The organism is Mesorhizobium sp. BHscii (genome assembly GCF_053848065.1).
Genome location: NZ_JBSPKW010000016.1, coordinates 108,860 through 129,649, shown reverse-complemented (window position 1 = coordinate 129,649; position 20,790 = coordinate 108,860). Strand labels below are relative to the sequence as shown.

Annotated in this window: 15 protein-coding genes; 6 read left to right on the top strand and 9 right to left on the bottom strand. The window is 63.1% G+C overall.

From position 1 onward, the window contains the following. Positions 1-86 precede the first annotated feature (86 nt). Entirely contained in the window at positions 87-1,661 is a 1,575-nt protein-coding gene (locus ACWTU7_RS21640; protein WP_455840090.1) for an alkaline phosphatase D family protein, read from the top strand. A 137-nt stretch (positions 1,662-1,798) separates the two neighbouring features. On the opposite strand, the gene ACWTU7_RS21635 is transcribed toward ACWTU7_RS21640, so the two are convergent. Continuing rightward, positions 1,799-2,080, bottom strand: a complete 282-nt coding sequence (locus ACWTU7_RS21635) for a hypothetical protein (RefSeq protein ID WP_455840091.1) — start codon at positions 2,078-2,080, stop codon at positions 1,799-1,801. Positions 2,081-2,280: 200 nt separating this feature from the next. Here ACWTU7_RS21635 and typA point away from each other — a divergent pair, with 200 nt between their 5' ends. Continuing rightward, a complete protein-coding gene (typA, locus tag ACWTU7_RS21630) occupies positions 2,281-4,110 on the top strand; it encodes a translational GTPase TypA (protein ID WP_455840092.1) in 1,830 nt (609 codons plus the stop codon). Between the two features lie 15 nt (positions 4,111-4,125). Further along, positions 4,126-4,332: a hypothetical protein gene (locus ACWTU7_RS21625; protein WP_455840093.1), complete on the top strand. Its 207-nt coding sequence runs from the start codon at positions 4,126-4,128 to the stop codon at positions 4,330-4,332. A gap of 23 nt (positions 4,333-4,355) precedes the next feature. Here ACWTU7_RS21625 and ACWTU7_RS21620 read toward each other — a convergent pair whose 3' ends face one another. Next, complete coding sequence (locus ACWTU7_RS21620) at positions 4,356-4,982, bottom strand: DUF1062 domain-containing protein (protein ID WP_455840094.1); 627 nt, start codon at positions 4,980-4,982, stop codon at positions 4,356-4,358. Positions 4,983-5,380: 398 nt separating this feature from the next. On the opposite strand from ACWTU7_RS21620, the gene ACWTU7_RS21615 reads away from it, so the two are divergent. Beyond that, the gene (locus ACWTU7_RS21615) at positions 5,381-5,995 is read left to right on the top strand and encodes a LysE family translocator (RefSeq protein ID WP_029349097.1); all 615 of its coding nucleotides are present in this window, start codon (positions 5,381-5,383) and stop codon (positions 5,993-5,995) included. 60 nt (positions 5,996-6,055) lie between these two features. Here ACWTU7_RS21615 and ACWTU7_RS21610 read toward each other — a convergent pair whose 3' ends face one another. The 3 genes from ACWTU7_RS21610 to ACWTU7_RS21600 all read right to left on the bottom strand — a co-directional run bounded on the left by ACWTU7_RS21610 (position 6,056) and on the right by ACWTU7_RS21600 (position 8,048). Next, positions 6,056-6,379 (bottom strand): hypothetical protein, encoded by a 324-nt coding sequence (locus ACWTU7_RS21610; protein ID WP_455840095.1) that lies wholly within the window; start codon positions 6,377-6,379, stop codon positions 6,056-6,058. A gap of 143 nt (positions 6,380-6,522) precedes the next feature. Further along, complete coding sequence (locus tag ACWTU7_RS21605; protein ID WP_455840096.1) at positions 6,523-7,191, bottom strand: hypothetical protein; 669 nt, start codon at positions 7,189-7,191, stop codon at positions 6,523-6,525. 293 nt (positions 7,192-7,484) lie between these two features. After that, positions 7,485-8,048, bottom strand: a complete 564-nt coding sequence (locus ACWTU7_RS21600) for a peroxidase-related enzyme (RefSeq protein WP_029349094.1) — start codon at positions 8,046-8,048, stop codon at positions 7,485-7,487. Positions 8,049-8,182: 134 nt separating this feature from the next. Between ACWTU7_RS21600 and ACWTU7_RS21595 the strand changes: the two genes are divergently transcribed. Both ACWTU7_RS21595 and ACWTU7_RS21590 read left to right on the top strand, forming a co-directional pair. Beyond that, positions 8,183-12,967 carry an NAD-glutamate dehydrogenase gene (locus ACWTU7_RS21595; RefSeq protein WP_455840097.1) on the top strand — a complete coding sequence of 1,595 codons (4,785 nt, stop codon included), beginning with the start codon at positions 8,183-8,185 and terminating at the stop codon, positions 12,965-12,967. A 93-nt stretch (positions 12,968-13,060) separates the two neighbouring features. Continuing rightward, a complete protein-coding gene (locus tag ACWTU7_RS21590; protein ID WP_455840098.1) occupies positions 13,061-14,437 on the top strand; it encodes an MFS transporter in 1,377 nt (458 codons plus the stop codon). 203 nt (positions 14,438-14,640) lie between these two features. Here the strand turns inward: ACWTU7_RS21590 and purH are convergent, their stop codons facing one another. From purH to htpX, 4 genes are all read right to left on the bottom strand, one after another. After that, entirely contained in the window at positions 14,641-16,257 is a 1,617-nt protein-coding gene (gene purH / locus ACWTU7_RS21585) for a bifunctional phosphoribosylaminoimidazolecarboxamide formyltransferase/IMP cyclohydrolase (RefSeq protein ID WP_455840099.1), read from the bottom strand. A 232-nt stretch (positions 16,258-16,489) separates the two neighbouring features. Further along, positions 16,490-18,214: a heparinase II/III family protein gene (locus ACWTU7_RS21580; RefSeq protein WP_455840100.1), complete on the bottom strand. Its 1,725-nt coding sequence runs from the start codon at positions 18,212-18,214 to the stop codon at positions 16,490-16,492. A 138-nt stretch (positions 18,215-18,352) separates the two neighbouring features. Further along, positions 18,353-19,747 (bottom strand): RsmB/NOP family class I SAM-dependent RNA methyltransferase, encoded by a 1,395-nt coding sequence (locus ACWTU7_RS21575; RefSeq protein ID WP_455840101.1) that lies wholly within the window; start codon positions 19,745-19,747, stop codon positions 18,353-18,355. Next, positions 19,738-20,754 (bottom strand): zinc metalloprotease HtpX, encoded by a 1,017-nt coding sequence (htpX, locus tag ACWTU7_RS21570; protein ID WP_455840102.1) that lies wholly within the window; start codon positions 20,752-20,754, stop codon positions 19,738-19,740. The genes ACWTU7_RS21575 and htpX overlap by 10 nt, the downstream gene beginning before the upstream one ends. Between the last annotated feature and the right edge of the window lie 36 nt (positions 20,755-20,790).

The window sequence follows — 20,790 nt, the reverse complement described above, 5'->3', positions numbered from 1 at the left end:
AACGAAACCTTCATGGTTTCGAGATGTGCCTGAAACATTGAGGCTGGACCTTGGCGGCGACGTTCAACGCCATCCAGGAGACAGCCATGAACAAGATTTCGATGACCCGGCGCGCCTTCGTCACGTCCGTGAGCGCCGCCGGCCTCGTCGGCGTATCGGGCCTCGCGCTTCCCTATTATTCGCGCGCCAATCAGCGGCCCGCCTTCACCCATGGCATCCAGTCGGGCGATGTCGACGCAACCAGCGGCGTGGTGTGGACTCGCACCGACCGCCCTTCGCGCGTCATGTTCGAAGTGTCGTCGACGGAAAATTTCGCCAACGCCGCCCGTCTTGCGCCGCTCGATACGTCGCCGGCCAGCGATTACACGGTAAAGCGGCTGCTCACCGATCTCGCCTCCGACCAGGACATCTTCTACCGCATGATCGCGGCCGATCTCGCCGACATCAACGCCGTCTCCGAGCCGATCGTCGGCCGCTTCCGCACGGCGCCGGCCTCGAAGCGCGACATTCGCTTCGCCTGGTCGGGCGATACCGCCGGCCAGGGCTGGGGCATCGACGCCACCGGCATGAAGACCTATGCCACGATCGGCAAGCATACGCCCGACTTCTTCCTGCATTCCGGCGACACCATCTATGCCGACGGCCCGATGAAGGACGAGGTCGACCTGCCCGGCGGCAGCAAGTGGAAGAACAACGTCCTCATCGACGAAAAGCGCAAGGTTGCCGAGACGCTGGACGAGTACCGGGGTCAGTGGAAATACAACATGATGGACAGGAACGTGTTGGGGCTCAACGCCATCTGCCCGACCTTTTACCAGTGGGACGACCACGAGGTGGTGAACAACTGGTCGGATTCGAAGGACCTGAGCGCCGACGACCGCTATTCGGAAAAAAACATCCATGTGCTGGCGGCACGCGCGGCACGCGCCTTCCACGAGATGACGACGATCCGCTACGAGCCGTCGGAACCGGGCCGCGTCTATCGCAAGATCGCCTACGGGCCGCTGCTCGACGTGTTCTTCCTCGACATGCGTTCCTATCGCGGCTCCAATGGTCCTGGCATGCAGGATACGGTGACGCCGCAATCGCGCATCCTCGGCGAACAGCAGATGAAATGGCTGAAGCGCGAACTGGCAAACTCCAACGCGACCTGGAAAATCATCGCCGCCGACATGCCGCTCGGTCTCGTCGTCTGGAACGACGCCACCAGGAAGGCCGGCGCCGAGGCCATCAGCAATGGCGACAATGGTCCGGTTAAAGGCCGCGAGCTGGAGATTGCCGACCTCCTTCGCTATATTAGGAATGCTGGCATCACCAACACCGTCTGGCTTACAGCTGACGTGCACTACACGGCGGCGCACTACTACAATCCTGATAAGGCGCAGTTTCAGGACTTCAATCCGTTCTGGGAGTTCGTTTCGGGTCCGCTTCACGCCGGCACCTATGGACCCAATGATTTCGACATGACCTTCGGCCCGGAGCTGAAATTCATCAAGGCGCCAACCGCCGAGCAGGGGCAGAACCTGCCACCCTCGGCCGGCCTGCAGTTCTTCGGCCTTGTCGACATCGATGGCGCCACTGAACAGATGACGGTGCGGCTGATGGATCGCGACGACAATGAACTCTACAAGGTCACGCTCGATCCGATACAGTCGGCGTGAAGGCGTCGAAGCGTCGCATGGGCGGGAGCCGGTGGGCGGAGGGGCACGACGGAGTGATTAGAACGGCCTCATTCAGCGCCGTTGCATTCTTCCGGAGATCTGCTGCGCCCTGGGATGACAGCCGCCGTCGGCGGTCGTCAGTCCGGATAGCAAACGGTCGGAATTTGGGGCCACACAGCGCTGTCGCAGTTGGCGGCCGCCTGCCTCTCCTTGAAGGCGGCGCTAACCGGCCCGGTCACCACCGGGTCGACGCCATCGGGAGCATCGGCAAATAACTGCTCCGCCGCTCGTGTGTCGGACGGCAGGACAGGCCGCGTTTCCTTCGACGTCGCGGCCGACTGTGCCGCGCCTGCCGCGAGGAGAACGGCGAGGGCCGTCCATGCGAAGATTGGCCGGTATCTGGTGCCCGTATTGCTCATGAAATTTGAACTGTCCCGACCGCGAAAGGTTCCGCTTTGGTTAATAATTCCATTTCACACCAAGACGCTTAAGATTTGGTGACCATGTATTTGGTGGCACGCCTCCTCTTTCGCAATTGCGAAAAACCCTGTATGAGCCGCCCAACCGAAAGAGGCAGCGCCTTTTGGCCTGCTGCCTGCAACATTCCCGAGACCACAACATGAAAATTCGTAATATCGCGATCATCGCGCACGTCGACCATGGAAAAACCACCCTCGTCGACCAGCTCCTGAAACAGTCCGGCTCGTTCCGCGACAACCAGCGCGTCGCCGAACGCGCCATGGATTCGAACGACTTGGAAAAGGAACGCGGCATTACCATCCTGGCCAAGGCGACCTCAGTCGACTGGAAGGACACTCGCATCAACATCGTCGACACCCCTGGGCACGCCGATTTCGGCGGTGAAGTCGAGCGCATTCTGTCGATGGTGGATTCGGCCATCGTGCTGGTCGACGCCGCCGAAGGGCCGATGCCACAGACCAAATTCGTCGTCGGCAAGGCGCTCAAGGTCGGATTGAAGCCGATCGTCGTCATCAACAAGATCGACCGGCCGGACGCCCGCCACGTTGAGGTGGTCAACGAAGTGTTCGACCTGTTTGCAGCGCTCGACGCGACCGACGAGCAGCTCGACTTCCCGATCCTTTACGGCTCGGGCCGCGACGGCTGGGTCTCGGAAAACCCCGAAGGTCCGAAGGACCAGGGCCTGGCGCCGCTGTTCGACCTCGTCATCAAGCATGTGCCGGCGCCGACCGTCCATCCCGGCCCGTTCCGGATGATCGGCACCATCCTGGAAGCCAATCCGTTCCTCGGCCGCATCATCACCGGCCGCATCGAATCCGGCACACTGAAATCCAACCAGGCGGTCAAGGTGCTGCATCATGACGGTACCCAGGTCGAAACCGGCCGCATCTCGAAGATCCTGGCTTTCCGCGGGCTCGATCGCCAACCGATCGACGAAGCGCAGGCGGGCGACATCGTCGCCATCGCCGGCCTGTCGAAGGGCACCGTCGCCGACACGTTCTGCGACCCATCGGTGACCGAACCGCTGCATGCGCAGCCGATCGATCCGCCGACCGTGACGATGTCGTTCCTCGTCAACGATAGCCCGCTGGCCGGCACCGAGGGCGACAAGGTGACCAGCCGCGTCATTCGCGACCGCCTGCTGCGCGAGGCCGAAGGCAATGTCGCTCTGAAGATCGAGGAGTCGCCGGACAAGGATTCGTTCTTCGTCTCCGGCCGCGGCGAATTGCAGCTTGCCGTGCTGATCGAGACGATGCGCCGCGAAGGTTTTGAGATCGCCGTGTCGCGACCGCGCGTCGTCATGCAGCAGGGTGACAACGGCGAATTGCTGGAGCCGGTCGAGGAAGTCGTTATCGACGTCGACGAGGAGCATGCCGGCGTCGTCGTGCAGAAGATGTCGGAGCGCAAGGCCGAGATGGTCGAGTTGCGCCCCTCAGGCGGCAACCGCCAGCGCATCGTCTTCCACGCGCCGACGCGCGGCCTGATCGGCTACCAGTCGGAACTGTTGACCGACACGCGCGGCACCGCTGTCATGAACCGGCTGTTCCATGCCTACGAGCCTTACAAGGGTGAGCTGCCGGGCCGCACCAACGGCGTGCTGATCTCCAATGAGCAGGGTGAATCAGTGGCTTATGCCATGTGGAACCTCGAAGACCGCGGTCCGATGGTCATCGATCCCGGCGTCAAGGTCTATCAGGGCATGATCATCGGCATCCATTCGCGCGACAACGACCTCGAAGTGAACGTGCTGAAGGGCAAGAAGCTGACCAACATCCGCGCCGCCGGCAAGGACGAGGCGGTGAAGCTGACGCCGCCGATTCGCATGACGCTGGAACGCGCGCTGGCCTGGATCCAGGACGACGAACTGGTCGAGGTGACGCCGAAGACCATCCGCCTGCGCAAGCTCTATCTCGACCCGAACGAGCGCAAGCGTTTTGAGAAGTCGGCGAAAGTGGTCGGCGCGGCCTAAGGGCAATACCGCGCAATGAGCGGCAACCTCGTCACGGCTGTCATATACGACAATCGGCCCGAGGCCGAAGTTTGCGTTTCGATGCTCGAAGCGTATGGGATCTATGCCCTCGCGACTCATATGACCGACAGCAGGCTCGGCCTGATCCATGTGCAAGTCGTTGACAGTGATGTCGAAGCGGCCAAGGGTTTGATTGGCTCGGTCCCAGAAGAGGGCGACTGACCCCTGGTCGCAGTTATCTCGCCTTATCCACCTGCAGCCGAGATGATGGCTTCCCGGTCGGGCTCACCGACGAGCTCGATGCGGATCACCATCCCCGCTCGAGGCGGCTTGCGCAAGGCTTTGGCCCCGTCCGGACCAACGACCAGCAATCGCTTCTCTTCCCAGGCCTGAAGCCGCGATCGCGAGATGCCGAGTTCGCTGGCCAGCAACCGGTCTAGCCGCAGCGCTGTCGGCGTTTCGAGCCCGAGCTGGAGTTCGAGAGCGGTGGTGTTTTCCGGCCTGTCGCCAAGCACCTCCTTGTGAATGGCGGCTTCAGGAAACTCCTCGACGCGCCCGATCCTGCTGCGTAGTGCAACAACATCGAAGGCATGGCGACGCGCCAGGGCCGGGTCGTTGCTTGCGAGCGCCTGCAGCAGCGCAGGCTCGATGTCGCGGCGGTTGCACCGCTCCAGAATGCCGAAATTCCAGGAATTGTCGCAATCGACGCATCGGTAGATCAGCCACGCATCGATGCGCTTGCCGTTGGCGTTGACGCGGAATTTCCCACTGCTGTGGTAAGCCTTGAGGCCGTTGCAGCGGTTGCAATTGATCAGAGGTCGAGGTGCGGTTTTGGGCGCGATCACCCAGCGCATGCGCAGTATCGAAGACATGCCGAAAAGCCCTTCCCGTCGGGAAGTTCGTCAGATCGGCGATGTCGAGATGCCCATGCTGGGCACGGCGTGGCGAGAGGCTGCGGTGGTCGGAAATCAGGTGTCGCGGGTGGTGAAACGCAACAACGGTTCAGCAGTGCCAAACCGGTCTCGAACCGCCACCCTGAGGAACACATGAAATGAAGAGACGTCGCGAAAACGGCGCCATGCATTGTGTCGGGGGAGTTGACGAGACCGGCGGTTACGTAGGCAAAGTGAAGCTCGAAAATGTGTCGGGACGGAACTTCTAGCCGCGAGAAGTTTGGCCGGCAAGGCTCTTCTCGGTGAGCGCTACCGTTGCCCGGCCAGTTGGGCTAGTCTTGCGTAAGAGCCAACGCCCGAAAACAGAGATATCGGTCATGCACTTCACATCGCTTCTGATCTTCGCCGCCGCCCTTTTCGTCGCCGCCGGCTCGCCCGGCCCCTCGATTGCCGCTCTGGTGGCGCGGGTTATCGCAAAAGGCTTTCGCGATGTGTTTCCGTTCCTGCTCGCCATGTGGATCGGCGAGGGTATCTGGCTGTCGCTGGCGGTGTTTGGGCTGGCGGTGGTGGCGCAGACCTTCCATCTCGCCTTTGTCGTGCTGAAGTGGGTCGGCGTCGCCTATCTCGCCTACCTCGCCTGGAAGATGTGGACGGCGCCGGTCGAGGCGCGCGAGGGCGAGATGCCGCGCGAAGAGTCGGCCGTCAAACTGTTCTTTGCCGGCATGGCGGTGACGCTCGGCAATCCCAAGATCATGATGTTCTATCTGGCGCTGCTGCCGACCATCATCGATCTCGCGTCGGTGACGATCGTCGGCTGGGTCGAGCTGACGCTGACCATGGCCGTGGTTCTGGTCGCCATCGATCTGGCTTGGGTGCTTGCCGCAGCGCAGGCGCGGAAACTGCTGAAGAGCAAGCGGGCGATGAAGATCGCCAACCGCGTCAGCGCCACCACCATGGCCGGCGCCGCGGCGGCGATCGCGGCGCGGTCCTGAGCATGATCCCGAAAAGTGGAAACCGGTTTTCGGAAAGATCATGCTCAACCAAGCTACGCGTCAGCCCATTTCGATGATGGGCGCGATCTCGATGCTGAAAGCCGGGTCCCTCAGGATAGGACAATCCTTGGCCTTGCTGACGGCGTCGTCGATGTCGTTCGCCTCGATGATTGTATAACCGGCGGTCGGATTGCTGCCGCCATTGTTCTCGACCTTGCCGCCGGGCAGCACGGTCTTCGACATGCCGACCGGATTGCCGCCGTCGACAACGGCCGAGCCGAGCTTGCCGTACCAGCCGTTCCAGGCATCCATCGCTGCTTGCCGCTCGGCCTCGTCGGTCGGCATCTTCCCGGAGCCATGATAAACGTATAGAAATTTCGCCATGTTCTCCTCCTTGATCCAGCGGCATCGAACCGGCATGCGGCCCTGCCGCCCGGCGATCATCGGACCAAAAAGGCGAGCAGGCAACGAAAATGCGCAACAGCTAATATTCGGAGCAGTCGGGTCGCAAACGCACTATAGCTTTGCTACTTGGCTGCAGGCCTAACCGTAATACTCCATGTGTCGACATAGACGTTTGTTCGATCACGGGCAGCTGCCACCAGCTTTTCCTCATACTGAATTTGGCGCGTCGTGCCTCCGTCGATATCGACTGTGCAATCCGCGTCGAACGATCGGTGGACGGCCGCATCGGTGCGAACCGTTTGCCATTCCATTTGTTTCGAATCCGGATTGTACTTTTCTATCGTGTCAACAATAGCTCCTGGAAGGTTGTCGGCATCCGACGTTATCCGCATCTTCAGTGTTGCGGTCCTGGCTGTTTCATCAACCCCGACCAACAAATGTGAGCGCAAATTGACAAAAGGTACGCCAGACGAATTTGATGTCGTGTCCGTCGAGTTCAGTTCGTGGCCTAACGGGAGATCAGTGCCTTGGCATGCAGCTGCTACGTCAAGGTCTTTCAGGAGGTAAGGTACGGCTGTCTTTGAAGTGAGACCCAGAAGAAATTCCCGGATCTTGTTTTGGGCGACTGGCCGATTGACGTATTGGGGCAGGCTAAGGGTTTTCTTCTCAAGCAAATCGCGAAGGCGTGGCCAGTTCTTTATGGAAACCGGCGCTCCGCGGATGTCGGTATCGAATTCGAGACGAATCCCCCGCAACGCGTGGACGGTCGACCAATCGTAGAGCGGAGCCACTCCAACGGTCAGTTCAGTTGCCGTCCATGCCGAACTATAGCCGCCCTCATTGGCCCCGGTTACTTCATAGCGACCATATATTTTGCCACTTTCCCTGGTCGAGATCCTTTTGTAAGTTGTCGTTTTCGTTCTTCTATCTCGATACGCCAGCTCTGGCCGACGATTGGTGAATACGGAATGGCAATAGATGCGGGTCCGGGATCTGCTGGTTGCGCTGTCGATTCACGAACGCTGTGCAAGATGGCCAAAGCAAGAGCTGTGACGAAGGCGCAAACTCGAAGCATCTAACACTCTCACCTTGCCATCGCGTGGTATTCATCGTTCGGCCGCATATCGACCGCCGCCGCCACCCGGTTCGACATGTTGAAGAAGGCGGCGGTCGAGGCGATGTCCCAGATGTCGCGGTCGGAAAAGCCGGCCTCACGCAGCGCTGCCCGGTCGGTCTCGACGATCTTGTCCGGCTGCTCGGTCAGCTTCACCGCGAATTCAAGCATCGCTTTCTGTCTAGCGGAAAGGTCGGCGGCGCGGAAGTTCATCACCATCATCTCGCCAAAGCCCGGGTCGCCGGAAAGCTGGCGCACCGCCGCGCCATGGGCGGCGAGGCAATAGTAGCAATGATTGATGGAGGAGACGGCGACCGCGATCATCTCGCGCTCCAGCTTGGACAGGCCGGATTGGCCCAGCATCAGATCGTTGTACATATCGGTGAAGGCACGCAGCTTCGTCTCGTCGAAAGCGTAGGCCAAAAGCACATTGGGAACGAGGCCGAGCTTCTCCTCGCATTTGGCGAAATAGGCCCTCGTCGCCTCGCTCAGTTCCGCGGGTGCGAGGCCAAGTGCAGTGATTTTTCCGGCCATGGGCTGTTTTTCCTTGTTCGTCGGTAATTTGCTGACGAATTCCGACATTTCGTCGCAAGCGGTCAAACCTTTGTCGCCAACATCGGCCATCTGCTATCATAGTTATAAAACATATGACGGGAGGGACTAGCGACATGGCCGGCCTGAAATCCGCAAGCCAGTTGAAAAAGATGAGCACGGCCAAAGGCAGCGAGAAACCCGGCAGGCTTGCCGACTACCTGCTGGCCCGAGCGCCGGCCGAAGATGTCGCCGCCTATGAGGTCACCGCCCTCGAACGCGCAGCCGATCTCGCCGGACGCGCCGTCGCCAGGCACAAGAAGGGCGATTGCGTCGTCGCCATAGAGTTTGATTCCGGTGTCGTCCGCCAGGGCAGGCCGATTACCGTGATCACCGTTGTCAACGACAACATGCCGTTCCTGTTCGATTCCATCCTCGGCGAGATCACTGAGAGCGCCGGCGAACCGTTGCTGGTTACCCATCCAGTCATCGTCGTCAGGCACGGCAAGAGCGGCGTCGATGAAATCCTCGGCGATGGCGGCTTCGCCAAGGGCGATCACAGTCATGAGCGGCTGAGCGTCATCCACGTCCATATCGCCCGTCTTTCGGCCGATCAGGCCGACGCATTGGCCGAGCGGCTGAAGAAAATATTAGGCCAGGTGCGCGCCGCTGTCACCGACTGGAAGCCGATGCTGGCCCGCCTCGACCAGGCAATCTCGGAGTTCCGCTACGCTCCGGTGCCGCTCGACAAGGCCCATGTCACTGAAGCGATCGCCTTTCTCGAATGGCTGCGCGACGACAATTTCACCTTCCTCGGCATGCGCGAGTTCAAATACACCGGCGGCGAGAAGAGTGGCATGCTGGAGCGCACCGACAAGCCCGGCCTTGGCATCCTCTCCGATCCCGACGTGCTGGTGCTGCGGCGCGGCACCGAAGCGGTGTCGACGACGCCGGAAATTCGCGCCTTCCTGCACGGGCCGGAACCGCTGATCGTCACCAAGGCCAATGCCAAATCGTCGGTGCACCGCCGCATCTATCTCGATTACATCGGCGTCAAGACCTACACCGCCAAGGGCGTGCTTGCCGGCGAGCTGCGCATCGTCGGCCTGTTCACCTCGACTGCCTACACGCGCTCGGTGATGAAGATCCCTTATCTCAGGTCGAAAGCCGAAACCATCATCGCCAAATCCGGTTTCAACCCTGAAGATCACTCCGGCAAGGCACTGATCAACGTGCTGGAGAGCTATCCGCGCGACGAGCTGTTCCAAGTTCCGGTGCCGATCCTGCGCAAGCACGCCGAAGCCATTCTGGGGCTGATCGAGCGGCCGCGCGTCAGAGCGCTGGTGCGCGCCGATCAGTTCGACCGCTTCGTCTCGATCCTCGTCTTCGTGCCGCGCGACCGCTACGACAGCGTCGTACGCGAGAAGATCGGCACCTATCTGAAGACGGTGTTCCAAGGCCGGCTGTCGGCCTACTACCCCGCCTTTCCGGAAGGCGGGCTGGCGCGTGTCCACTTCATCATCGGCCGTTCCGGCGGCAGGACGCCGAAGATCGACCAGGCGACGATCGAGGCAGCGATCCGCGCCATCGTGCGGACCTGGGACGACATTCTGCGGGAGACCGCGGCCGAGAGCGGCGCCGATGCGGCGCTCACGGCGATCGCTTCGCGCTTCTCGGGAAGCTATCGCGACAGCTTCTCGCCGGCGGAGGCGTTGGCCGATGCCGGGCGCATCGCCAAGATCAGCGCGGCCAATCCGATCGCCATCGACTACTACCGTCATGCCAACCAAGAACCGCATCAAGCGGCGCTGAAGATCTATCACCATGGCAGCCCGGTGGCGCTGTCGCGGCGGGTGCCGGTGCTGGAGAACATCGGCTTCCGCGTTATCAGCGAGCGCACCTTCGAGGTCGGGGACGAAGCTTCCGGCATGGTCTTCATCCACGACATGGAGCTCGAAAACAGCTACGGCAAGCCGATCGACCTTGGCGACCGCGGCGCGCTGTTCGAGGACGCGTTCCTTTCCGTGTGGCGCGGCGACATCGACAATGACGGCTATAACGGCCTTGCCCAGACCGCCGGCCTGTGGTCGAGCGAGGTCACCATCCTGCGCGCCTATGGCCGCTATCTGCAGCAGGCCGGGATCCCGCAGAGCCAGGATTTCATTGCCGCCGCGCTCAACCGCTATCCGGAGATCGCGTGTGGCCTGCATGAGCTGTTCGTCGCCCGCCTCGGACCGATGGCCGAGACGGAAGGCGTAGTCGCAGCCAAGCACCTCAAGGCTAAGATCAGGGATGCGTTGGAAGAGGTTCCCAACATCGATGACGATACGATCATCCGTCGCTACCTCAACCTGATCGAAGCCTCGCTACGCACCAATCATTTCGTCCCCGATCTGAAGGAGAAGGGCCAGTCGCTGGCGATCAAGCTCGACTCGCAAGCGGTCGACGGCCTGCCGGCGCCGCGGCCGTGGCGGGAGATCTTCGTCTACGGTTCCGTGGTCGAGGGCGTGCATCTGCGCTTCGGCCCAGTCGCCCGCGGCGGTCTGCGCTGGTCGGACCGCGCCCAGGACTACCGCACCGAAGTGCTCGGCCTAGTCAAGGCACAGCAGGTCAAGAATGCGGTGATCGTGCCGGTTGGCGCCAAGGGCGGTTTCTATCCGAAGAAGCTGCCGATGGGCGCCGGCCGCGACGCCATCTTCGAAGCCGGCGCGTCCGCCTACAAGAACTATGTCTCCAGCCTGTTGTCGATCACCGACAATATCGGCCTAGACGGCGTCATTCCGCCAGCCGGTGTGATCAGGCGCGACCAGGATGATCCCTATTTCGTGGTCGCCGCCGACAAGGGCACGGCGACCTTCTCCGACACCGCCAACGCCATCAGCGAGAAACATGGCTTCTGGCTCGACGACGCCTTCGCCAGCGGCGGCTCGGCCGGCTACGACCATAAAAAGATGGGCATCACCGCCAAGGGCGCCTGGGAAGCAGTCAAGCGGCATTTCCGCGAGATGAATCGGGATATCCAGACCACGCCCTTCACCGTCGTCGGCGTCGGCGACATGTCGGGCGACGTGTTCGGCAACGGTATGCTCCTGTCCGAAATGACCCGGCTGATCGCCGCCTTCGACCATCGCGACATCTTCATTGATCCCGCTCCCGACATGGCGGCTTCGATGGCCGAGCGCCGGCGCATGTTTGCCCTCACCCGTTCGAGCTGGCAGGACTATGACAAGACAAAACTGTCGGAAGGCGGCGTCATCGTCTCGCGCAGCCAGAAGTCGATCACGCTGCCGCCCGCCGCGGCCGCGGCGATCGGCCTCGGCAAGACGACCGCTTCGCCGGTCGAGATCATGAGCGCCATCCTCAAGGCGCCGGTCGACCTTTTGTGGTTCGGTGGCATCGGCACATATCTGAGGGCATCGACGGAAACCAACCAGGATGTCGGCGACCGCGCCAACGATGCTATTCGGGTGACCGCGCTCGATGTGCGCGCCAAGGTCATCGGCGAGGGCGCCAATCTCGGCGCGACGCAGCGAGCCCGCATCGAGTTCGGGCTGAATGGCGGGCGCTGCAATTCCGACGCCATCGACAATTCGGGCGGCGTCAACTGCTCGGACGTCGAGGTCAACATCAAGATCGCGCTGGCTTCCGCCATGCGCAAGGGGGCGCTGACCCGCCCAGCGCGCAACAAGCTTCTTGCCGAGATGACCGACGAGGTGAGCGCGCTGGTGCTGTCCAACAATTACGAGCAGACGCTGGCGCTGTCCCTTGCCCGCAAGCGCGGCCTTGCCGACATCGCCCATCAGAGCCGTTTCATGGCAGCGCTCGAGGCGCGCGGTCTGCTCGACCGCAATGTCGAAGCTCTGCCGTGGCCGGCAGCCCTTGCCGAGCGCGACGCGCGCGCCGAGCCGCTGACCAGGGCCGAGCTCGGCGTGTTGTTGGCCTATGCCAAGATCGTGCTGTTTTCCGACATCGTCGCCAGCGACGTGCCGGACGATCTGCATTTCGACCGTGACCTGATGGGCTATTTTCCGGACCGTATGGCGAAGAAATACGCGGCCGAGATCCGTGGCCATCGCCTGCGCCGCGAAATCATTGCCCGTGTCGTCGCCAACGATCTGGTCAACCGGGGCGGCCCATCCTTCGTCAACAGGCTGCAGGAAGCAACCGGACGCAGTGCGGCCGACGTGGTCCGGACCTTCGCCGTGGTGCGCGACGGCTTCGGCTTGCCGGCGCTCTATCGCCAGATCGACGCGCTCGATAACCAGATCGACGGGCAGGTGCAGCTCGACCTCTATCAGGCGGTTAGCCGGCTCACCTATGTGGCCAGCGGCTGGTATCTCAAGAACGATAGCGGCACCGCACCGCTCGGCCAACGGATCGCCGAGTTGCAGGACGCGCGCAAGGCACTGGAGCCGAAGCTGGTTTCGCTGCTGCCGGCCTTCTCGCGCGAGCGGATCGAGGAGCGGCGGCATGGTCTGTCCAAGGGCGGCGCGCCCGAAAGACTGGCAGAACAGCTGGCGCTGACCGATGTGGCGGGCGTCGTCCCTGACATCGCGCTGACGGCCCGAACGGCGAACGCCGACATCGTCGTCGCTGCGAAGGCGTTTTTCGCGGTCAGCGATGCCTTCCGCATTCCGCGCGTCGAGGATGCGGCGCGCTCGATCGCGCCGTCCGACTACTACGACCAATTGGCGCTGTCCCGCGCCACCGACACGATCGGCGCGGCCAGGCGCGGCATCGCGGTGGCGGCGCTCACCGGCCACGCCAAGGCGGCGGATCCGGTGACGGCGTGGCTGGAGGCCGGCGGCGAGAGGGTCGGGCGCATCCGCGAGCGGCTGCAGGCGCTGACCGAGGGCGGCGACATCACGGTGTCGCGGCTGTCGGTGGCATCGGGGCTGATCAGCGACCTGACGGTGCTGTGAGAAGCCTTCCAAATCGCGCGCGATTGCCGGCAAGAACTGCGCTATAGAGCGAAGCGGTTCCCCGCTTCGGGGCACCGTTTCGTGGGAGGGGATATGGCCGAAATAGCAGTGCAGCGGACGTCGAGACGCGGCATCTGGGGGTGGATGCTGTTCGACTGGGCGGCGCAGCCGTTTTTCACGGTCATCACCACCTTCATCTTCGGGCCCTATTTCGTCTCGCGCATGGCGAGCGATCCTGAAACGGGGCAGGCGGCATGGGGTTACGGCATCGCCGCGGCGGGTCTGGCCATCGCCGTTCTGTCGCCGATCCTCGGCTCGGTCGCCGACCAGACCGGCCCGCGAAAACCGTGGATCGCACTCTTCGCTGCGATCAAGATCACCAGTCTTTGCCTGCTGTGGTTCGCTGCTCCCGGCTCGAACCTTTTCCTGGTCGTGCTGTTCTTCTCGCTGGCCTCGGTCGCGGCGGAATTCTCGACCGTCTTCAACGATTCGATGATGCCGCGTCTGGTGCCGAAGAGCGAAATCGGCCGAATCTCGAATATGGCATGGGGCCTTGGCTATCTCGGCGGCATGATCGCGCTGATCGTCGTCGTCGCCTTCATGGCCAGTTCACCGGAATCCGGCAAGACGATCGTCGGCCTCGACCCGATCCTCGGGCTCGATCCGAAACTCGGCGAGGACGCACGGGCGACCGGACCCCTCACAGCGGCCTGGTATTTCCTGTTCATCCTGCCAATGTTCTTTTTCACGCCGGATGCGGCCAAGGGTATTCCCCTTGGACCGGCGGTGCGCGAGGGGCTGTCGGAATTGAAATCGACGCTGGGCGAAATACGCAAGCGCAGCGGCATCTTCCGCTTTCTCGTCGCCCGCATGATCTATCAGGATGGCGTCAATGCGTTGCTTGCGCTGGGCGGTGCCTTTGCGGCGGCGATGTTCCACTGGTCGATCACCGAGATCGGCCTGTTCGGCATCATCCTCAACGTCGTCGCCATCTTCGGCTGCCTGGTTGCCGCACGCCTCGACGTGGCGCTCGGCTCCAAGGCCATAGTGATGATTTCGCTTGTCTTGCTCAGCATTGCCACGATCGGCATCGTCTCGACCGGGCCGGGTTACACGCTGTTCGGTGCCTGGATGATGCCCGGAGCCGATAGCGGCGGGTTGTTCGGTACACCCGCCGAAAAAGCCTACATCTTTTTCGGTCTGCTGATCGGGCTTGCCTTTGGGCCGGTGCAGGCATCGTCGCGCTCGTACATGGCGCGCAGCGTCACCGCTGCCGAATCGGGCCGCTATTTCGGCATCTATGCGCTGGCCGGACGGGCGACCAGTTTTGCTGCGCCATTCATGGTGGCCACGATCACCTTGGCCAGCGGCTCGTCGCGGCTAGGCATGGCGGCAATCGTGCTGTTCCTCGGCGTCGGCCTGGCGATCCTGGTCCGCACGCCTTATCCAGCGGACCAGCCGGCAGAGTGAACTGCTCTTCCCTTCTCCCGTGGGAGAAGGGTGGATCGGCGCGATAGCGCCGAGACGGATGAGGGGTGCTGGAGGAAACGAGACGTGAAAACATCAAGGGATTTGAATCCCTTACGTCTTCATCGTGGCGATCCTGCCAACACCCCTCATCCGGCCGAGCTTCGCTCGGCCTCCTTCTTCCGCAAGGGGAGAAGGAGGGCTGCTCAATGCCTGAAATGCCTCACGCCGGTAAACACCATAGCGATGCCGTGGGCGTCGGCGGCGGCGATGACATCGTCGTCGCGCATCGAGCCACCCGGCTGGATGACGGCGGTAGCGCCGGCTTCGATCGCAGACAGCAGCCCGTCGGCAAACGGGAAAAAAGCATCCGAGGCGACGACAGAATTTTTGGTCAGCGGCTCGGCCAGGCCGGCAGCTTCGGCCGCGTCGAGCGCCTTGCGCGCGGCGATGCGCGAGGAATCGACCCGGCTCATCTGGCCGGCGCCGATGCCGACGGTGGCACCGTCTCTGACATAGACGATGGCATTCGACTTGACGTGCTTTGCGATGCGAAAGGCGAATTTGAGATCGGCCATCTCGGCCGGCGTCGGCGCGCGCCTGGTCACCACTTTCAGGTCGAGGTCATCGACCACCGCATTGTCGCGGCGCTGGACGAGCAACCCGCCGGAAACGGATTTCACGGTGGAGCCGGCCGCGCGCGGATCGGGCAGGCCGCCGGTGACAAGCAAGCGCAGATTCTTCTTGGCGGCGACGATGCGGATTGCTTCTTCCGAGGCACCCGGCGCGATGATGACCTCGGTGAAGGTTTTGACGATCTCTTCGGCGGCCTCGGCATCGAGGGTACGGTTCATCGCGACAATGCCGCCAAAAGCCGAAACAGGGTCGCAGGCAAACGCCTTGGCGTAGGCCGCCTTCAGCGAAGCGCCCTCGGCGACGCCGCACGGGTTGGCGTGCTTGATAATGGCGACAGTGGCGGAGCGGGCCGGATCGAACTCGCCGACCAGTTCGAAGGCGGCGTCGGTGTCGTTGATGTTGTTGTAGGAAAGCTGCTTGCCCTGAAGCTGGCGCGCCGTCGCGACGCCCGGCCGCTTATCGCCATCGACGTAGAAGCCGGCACTCTGGTGCGGGTTTTCGCCGTAGCGCATCACCTGGTCCAGCCTGCCGCCGAAGGCGCGCCAGGTGGGATGCTCGATCTCCAGCGCTTCGGCGAACCAGCCGGAGATCGCCGCATCATAGCTGGCGGTGCGGGCGAAAGCCTTGGCCGCCAGTTTCTTGCGGAAATCCAGCGAGAGCGAGCCGAAATTCATCTCCAGTGCGTTGAGCACCGAGGCATAGTCCTCGGGGTCAGTGACGATGGCGACATAGGCGTGGTTCTTGGCCGAGGCGCGGATCATCGCCGGGCCGCCTATGTCGATGTTCTCGACGATCGAGGCGTAAGCGGCGCCGGAGCGGCGGACATCCTCGAAAGGATAGAGATTGGAGACGACGAGATCGATCGGCTCAATGCCATGATCGCGCATCGCCGCGGCGTGTTCGGGATCGTCGCGCACGCCGAGCAGCGCGCCATGCACGGACGGATGGAGCGTCTTGACGCGGCCGTCCATGATCTCGGGAAAGCCGGTAAGGTCGGAGACGTCGCGCACGGCCATGCCTGCCTCCGCGATCGCCTTTGCCGTGCCGCCGGTGGAGACCAGCTCGACGCCGGCCCCGGCCAGAGCCCTGGCGAAATCGATGAGCCCGGTCTTGTCGAAGACGGAGAGCAGCGCGCGGCGAACGGGAACGAGGTCGGGCGCGGGAATGTTCTTGGCGGCGACGGCCATGGGCTGGCGGCCTTTCACGGCTGGTTGGGAAAGTGTCCGCGCGCCGTAGCACATGGCGACCGGAAATCAAGCCGTTAGAGCGACGTGCGTCCACTTGGACGCACAGAGTACGCTCTAACACTTTTCGGCCTACGCATCGTACTTTCCGAAAATCGTTCCGATTTTCGGGCCGATGCGTTACAGCATCCTTTGCTCCAGGCCTGGACCATTCGCTCCGCTGCCACCTGCAGTCTCAGCTTTTTGCCGAATGACCGGCGATGGCCGTTCGCGTCAGTTGCCAATGGACTTCGGAAACCTCCGATGCCTTGAAGGCCAGCACGATCTGCCGGCTGCGGCGCGGGCCGCCAAGACCGGCGAAATAAATCGATTCCTCGACCTCGGGGGCTACCTCGGTGCAGGTGAACACCCATGTGTCGGCCTGTTCGGCGGTCAGCACCAGGCGGGAGTGCTCGTCCTGGAGCAGGCCTATGTCGGGATGGATGTGGAAGCGTACGGTGACGAAATCGCGGCCGTTGTTGCGGATCGCAGCATTGCCCGGCCGCAGAAGGCGATCCCTGCCGGCGAGCACATTGCCGTTCGTCGACAATTTCAGTTCGCGCTCATGCAGGAAGCCGAAGCGCGCGACATAGCCGTCGTGGCGAGCCAGAAAACCCTGGCTGCCTTGCTGGTCGGTGCGCTTGCAAAGCACATGCTGCGGGCCGCCGATCAACGGCGTGCCGAGCAGATCGTTGACGCGCAGCGAGTGGCTGAAACGCGCCGACGAGGTGTCGTTGATGGTGGCGGTCGAATGGGCGGCCGTGGCGCGGGCAAGCGGCCGGAATTCGGCGGCGCCATAGGTATCGACGCCGGCGTTGACGACATAGTGGCGGCGGCCGGAAGACAGCTCGAAGGCCAAGCATCCGGCGTGCGCCGCGTTGGAAACATCGATAGGCGGTGGCGGGCCGGTATCGGCGATCACGGTGACGCCGCCCATGGAGAGGCGCTCGTAGCCCGAATGCGGTGCGTGCAGCAACGGCGCGCCGGCGGTGTCGTCGTGGCGCAGAATGGTGGCGATGCGGTCGTGGATGGTCGCGCCCATGCCGTTGAAGCGGGCGAGGCTGCCGTCCTGGTGGCGAAAGAAGCGAAGCGCCGGCAGCATACGGTCGATGGCGCCCATCAGCGCCGCCGGCGGCGTTTCGGCTTGATTGGCATAGGTCTGGCGCAGCGGCAGAAGATCGGCGAGGGTTTCAAGAACGGCCATCGGATTGCGGGAAATATGGCCGCCATCCGGCAGAATCTGACGGTCGAGCTCCTCGGCGAGGTTGCGTGTCGCACCGCGCAGCGCCGATGGCGGTGCCGGCAGTGACAGAGCGGCGAAGGCAAGCGCGATGCGGGCGCGCAGCCTGTCATTGCCGTCCGGCATTTCGCGTGCCATCGCCCTGAGATAGCGGATCTGCATGGCCAGCGATTTCAGGAAGGCCCGGTAGAAGGGAAATTCAGCGCCCTGCAGCACCACCGAGGAATGCTGCAGCCAGGCAATGACGCGCTTGGCCGTCGTGCCGGGCTCCCAGGCGACACCGGAAATGTTGCTGCCATGAATAGTGATCCAGTCGGAGACCAGCGCGCGGGCATTGGCTGCGGCAAGCTCGGTGCCGGCGGCGCGCATATGGCGCAGCCAGCGAAAACCGTGCAGCGCCTTTTGCCAGCCGGGATTGGGCACGGCAATCTGGAAGGGCGACTTGCCGCCGGTCTCGACCAGATGCCCCGACAGCGGATAGCGGCCATAATAGATCTCGAGCGCGATCTGCGGGTCGGCCAGGCGCAGGTCCGGCGGAGCGATCAACACCCGTTCCGGCGTGCGGCCGGAGTAGCGCCAGCGATGGAGCGGCCCGGCACGCAGGCGCCGGCGCGCCTTGCGCCAGAACTCCTTCGCGACAAGCGTCCATAGACGCGTCGTGCTGCCGGCAGCGATCGCCAAAAGCCCTCCTCATACCCCTCAACCCGAAGACAAGTTATATGCTTCAAGAACTTATGCGAAGGCGAATTCCATGGAGGCCTTGGCGTTCAGCCTGTTTTCCGCAGGATTCTTCCTAAAATACTCGACAAATTGTCAGCATTAGCCGGCTCTGCGAAAGCGGGCGGCGAAGAAGCCGTCCAGGCCGGACCGTTCCGGTGAGCCGAGCTCCAGATCGGCGGGCGTGGTGCGCAGCGTGCCTTGCGGCGTCAGGAACGGATCGATGCCGGCGATCTCGCCCGGGCGGAGCGGATCGTCGACGATGTCCGCCGTCCCGGCGAGGAAGGCGCGGTAAAGCGCCTCGCCTTCGAGCGGGTCGAGCGAACAGTTGGAAAAGACGATGCGGCCGCCGGGCTTGACCAGGGTGACGGCTCGGGCGAGCAACCTTCGCTGCAGATCGGCGAGTTTTTCGATGTCGGCCGCTGTCTTCGTCCAGGGCACGTCGGGATGCCGCCGCACCGTGCCGGTCGAAGAGCACGGTGCATCGAGGAGAACGGCGTCGAACAGTTGTTCCGGCTCATATTTGAGCAGATCGGCACGGACGATCTCTGCGGACAGACCAAGCCGTTCGAGATTCTGCGATAGCCGCGCCAACCGGTTCTTCGAGGTATCGACGGCGGTTACATTGGCGCCGCCGAGAATGAGCTGAGCGGTCTTGCCGCCGGGGGCGGCGCAGAGGTCGGCGACGCGCAAACCCTTGATGTCGCCGAAGAGCCGGGCCGGAAGGCTGGCGGCGGCATCCTGAACCCACCAGGCACCGTCTTCGAAGCCGGGAAGTTCGGTGACGGAGGCGCTGAGCTTCTCCACTCGCACCGTGCCGGTCGGCAGCACGATGCCGCCGAGCCGCTCGGCCCACAGCGCGGGGTCGGACTTGATGGTGAAGTCGACTGGTGCCTCGTGCCGGTGAGCGGCGAGAATTTGCCTGGCCTTGTCCACGCCATAGGCGGCTTTCAGCCGGTCGGAAAACCACTTCGGCGCTTCGTCGGTGGCGGCAAGCGCTGCAGCCAACTCGGCCTGCTTGGACCGCGCCAGCGTGCGCAGCACGCCGTTGACGAGACCGGAGAAGCGCACTGTGCGCGGATCGGATTTGGCGTGGGTCACGGCAAGGTCGACGGCGGCGCTGTCGGGAATGTCGAGGAACAGGATCTGTGCCGCTGCTACATGCAGAATGTGCGAAAGCGCGGTGGCGTTGGGCGGCAGCGGCTTTTCCAGGCGACGGGCCAGCAACCCTGATATGGTCATGCGGAAGCGCAGCGCAGTAACCAGTATGGCGCGCACCAGCGCTCGATCGCGCAGCTCGAGCGCCTTGTATTGCGGATGGCCGTTCTCATGGTCGGTCAGTCCGTCTAGCGGCGTCCTCGCATCGACGACGGCGGCAAGCAGCCGTGCCGCCGCCTTGCGCGCGGCGAGACCAGCGACGGGCTCGTCGGGGCTCGCTGCATTGTTTTCATGATCGCCTGAAATTCGGTGCCGGCGTTTCGCTTGGCTCACGACCAAGGACCCTTGGGTCCGGTCGGATTGCGGCCCCAGGGATTGGATTTCGGCCTGGCCGGTTCAGTCGACTGCTCAGGCTGCTCGGCTGCCCTCTCCCACGGGCCCGACGGGCGCTGCCCGTCCGCCTGCCGCGGCATCGGGGCCTGCCGCTGAGCGGGGGCGGACGCCATATCCCGCGCCATCGCCTGCAGCGCCGCGATGCGGTTGTCGGTGCTCGGGTGGGTGGAAAACAGGCTATCCATGCGCTCGCCGGAAAGAGGATTGATGATGAAGAGGTGGGCGGTCGCCGGATTGCGCTCGGCATCCGGGTTGCGGATGCGTTCGGCGCCGCGGGCGATCTTGTCAAGGGCCGAGGCAAGCCAAAGCGGCTGTCCACAGATCTCGGCGCCGCGCCGGTCGGCCTCGTATTCGCGGGTGCGGCTGACCGCCATCTGCACGATCATCGCGGCAAAGGGCGCCACGATCATCGCCACCAGCACGCCAATAATGCCAAAGGAATTGTTGTTGTCGCGGTGGCCGCCGAAAAAGAAGGCGAAATTGCCGAGCATCGAGATCGCGCCGGCAAGCGTGGCGACGATCGTCATGGTCAGCGTGTCGCGGTGCTGCACATGGGCGAGCTCGTGCGCCATGACAGCCGCGACCTCCTCATGCGACAGTTGCTGCAACAGTCCGGTGGTGGCGGCGACCGCGGCATTCTGCGGGTTGCGACCCGTGGCGAAAGCGTTGGGCTGCGGGTTGTCGATCAGATAGGTTTTCGGCATCGGTAGGCCGGCCTGTCTGGCGAGGCTCTGCACGATAGCGTAATATTCCGGCGCGTTCCTTTCGTCGACCTCGACGGCGCGGTTCATCGACAGCACCATCTTGTCGGCGTTCCAATAGCTGAACAGGTTCATAGCGGCGGCAATCAGCAAGGCGATCACCATGCCGCCCGACCCGCCGATCAGATAGCCGACGCCCATGAACAGCGCCGTCATCGCTGCCAAAAGCATAGCGGTGCGAAGTGTGTTCATTGTCTGCTCCGTTTCTGCCGGCGCTGCGGAAAAATA

Bases quoted from the DNA above. Each gene is read 5' to 3' on its own strand.
- ACWTU7_RS21590 (WP_455840098.1), top strand. From the start codon at position 13,061: ATGGCCGAAATAGCAGTGCAGCGGACGTCGAGACGCGGCATCTGGGGG.
- ACWTU7_RS21620 (WP_455840094.1), bottom strand. From the start codon at position 4,982: ATGTCTTCGATACTGCGCATGCGCTGGGTGATCGCGCCCAAAACCGCA.
- ACWTU7_RS21625 (WP_455840093.1), top strand. From the start codon at position 4,126: ATGAGCGGCAACCTCGTCACGGCTGTCATATACGACAATCGGCCCGAG.
- ACWTU7_RS21635 (WP_455840091.1), bottom strand. From the start codon at position 2,080: ATGAGCAATACGGGCACCAGATACCGGCCAATCTTCGCATGGACGGCC.
- ACWTU7_RS21595 (WP_455840097.1), top strand. From the start codon at position 8,183: ATGGCCGGCCTGAAATCCGCAAGCCAGTTGAAAAAGATGAGCACGGCC.
- ACWTU7_RS21600 (WP_029349094.1), bottom strand. From the start codon at position 8,048: ATGGCCGGAAAAATCACTGCACTTGGCCTCGCACCCGCGGAACTGAGC.
- htpX (WP_455840102.1), bottom strand. From the start codon at position 20,754: ATGAACACACTTCGCACCGCTATGCTTTTGGCAGCGATGACGGCGCTG.
- typA (WP_455840092.1), top strand. From the start codon at position 2,281: ATGAAAATTCGTAATATCGCGATCATCGCGCACGTCGACCATGGAAAA.
- purH (WP_455840099.1), bottom strand. From the start codon at position 16,257: ATGGCCGTCGCCGCCAAGAACATTCCCGCGCCCGACCTCGTTCCCGTT.
- ACWTU7_RS21615 (WP_029349097.1), top strand. From the start codon at position 5,381: ATGCACTTCACATCGCTTCTGATCTTCGCCGCCGCCCTTTTCGTCGCC.
- ACWTU7_RS21610 (WP_455840095.1), bottom strand. From the start codon at position 6,379: ATGGCGAAATTTCTATACGTTTATCATGGCTCCGGGAAGATGCCGACC.
- ACWTU7_RS21640 (WP_455840090.1), top strand. From the start codon at position 87: ATGAACAAGATTTCGATGACCCGGCGCGCCTTCGTCACGTCCGTGAGC.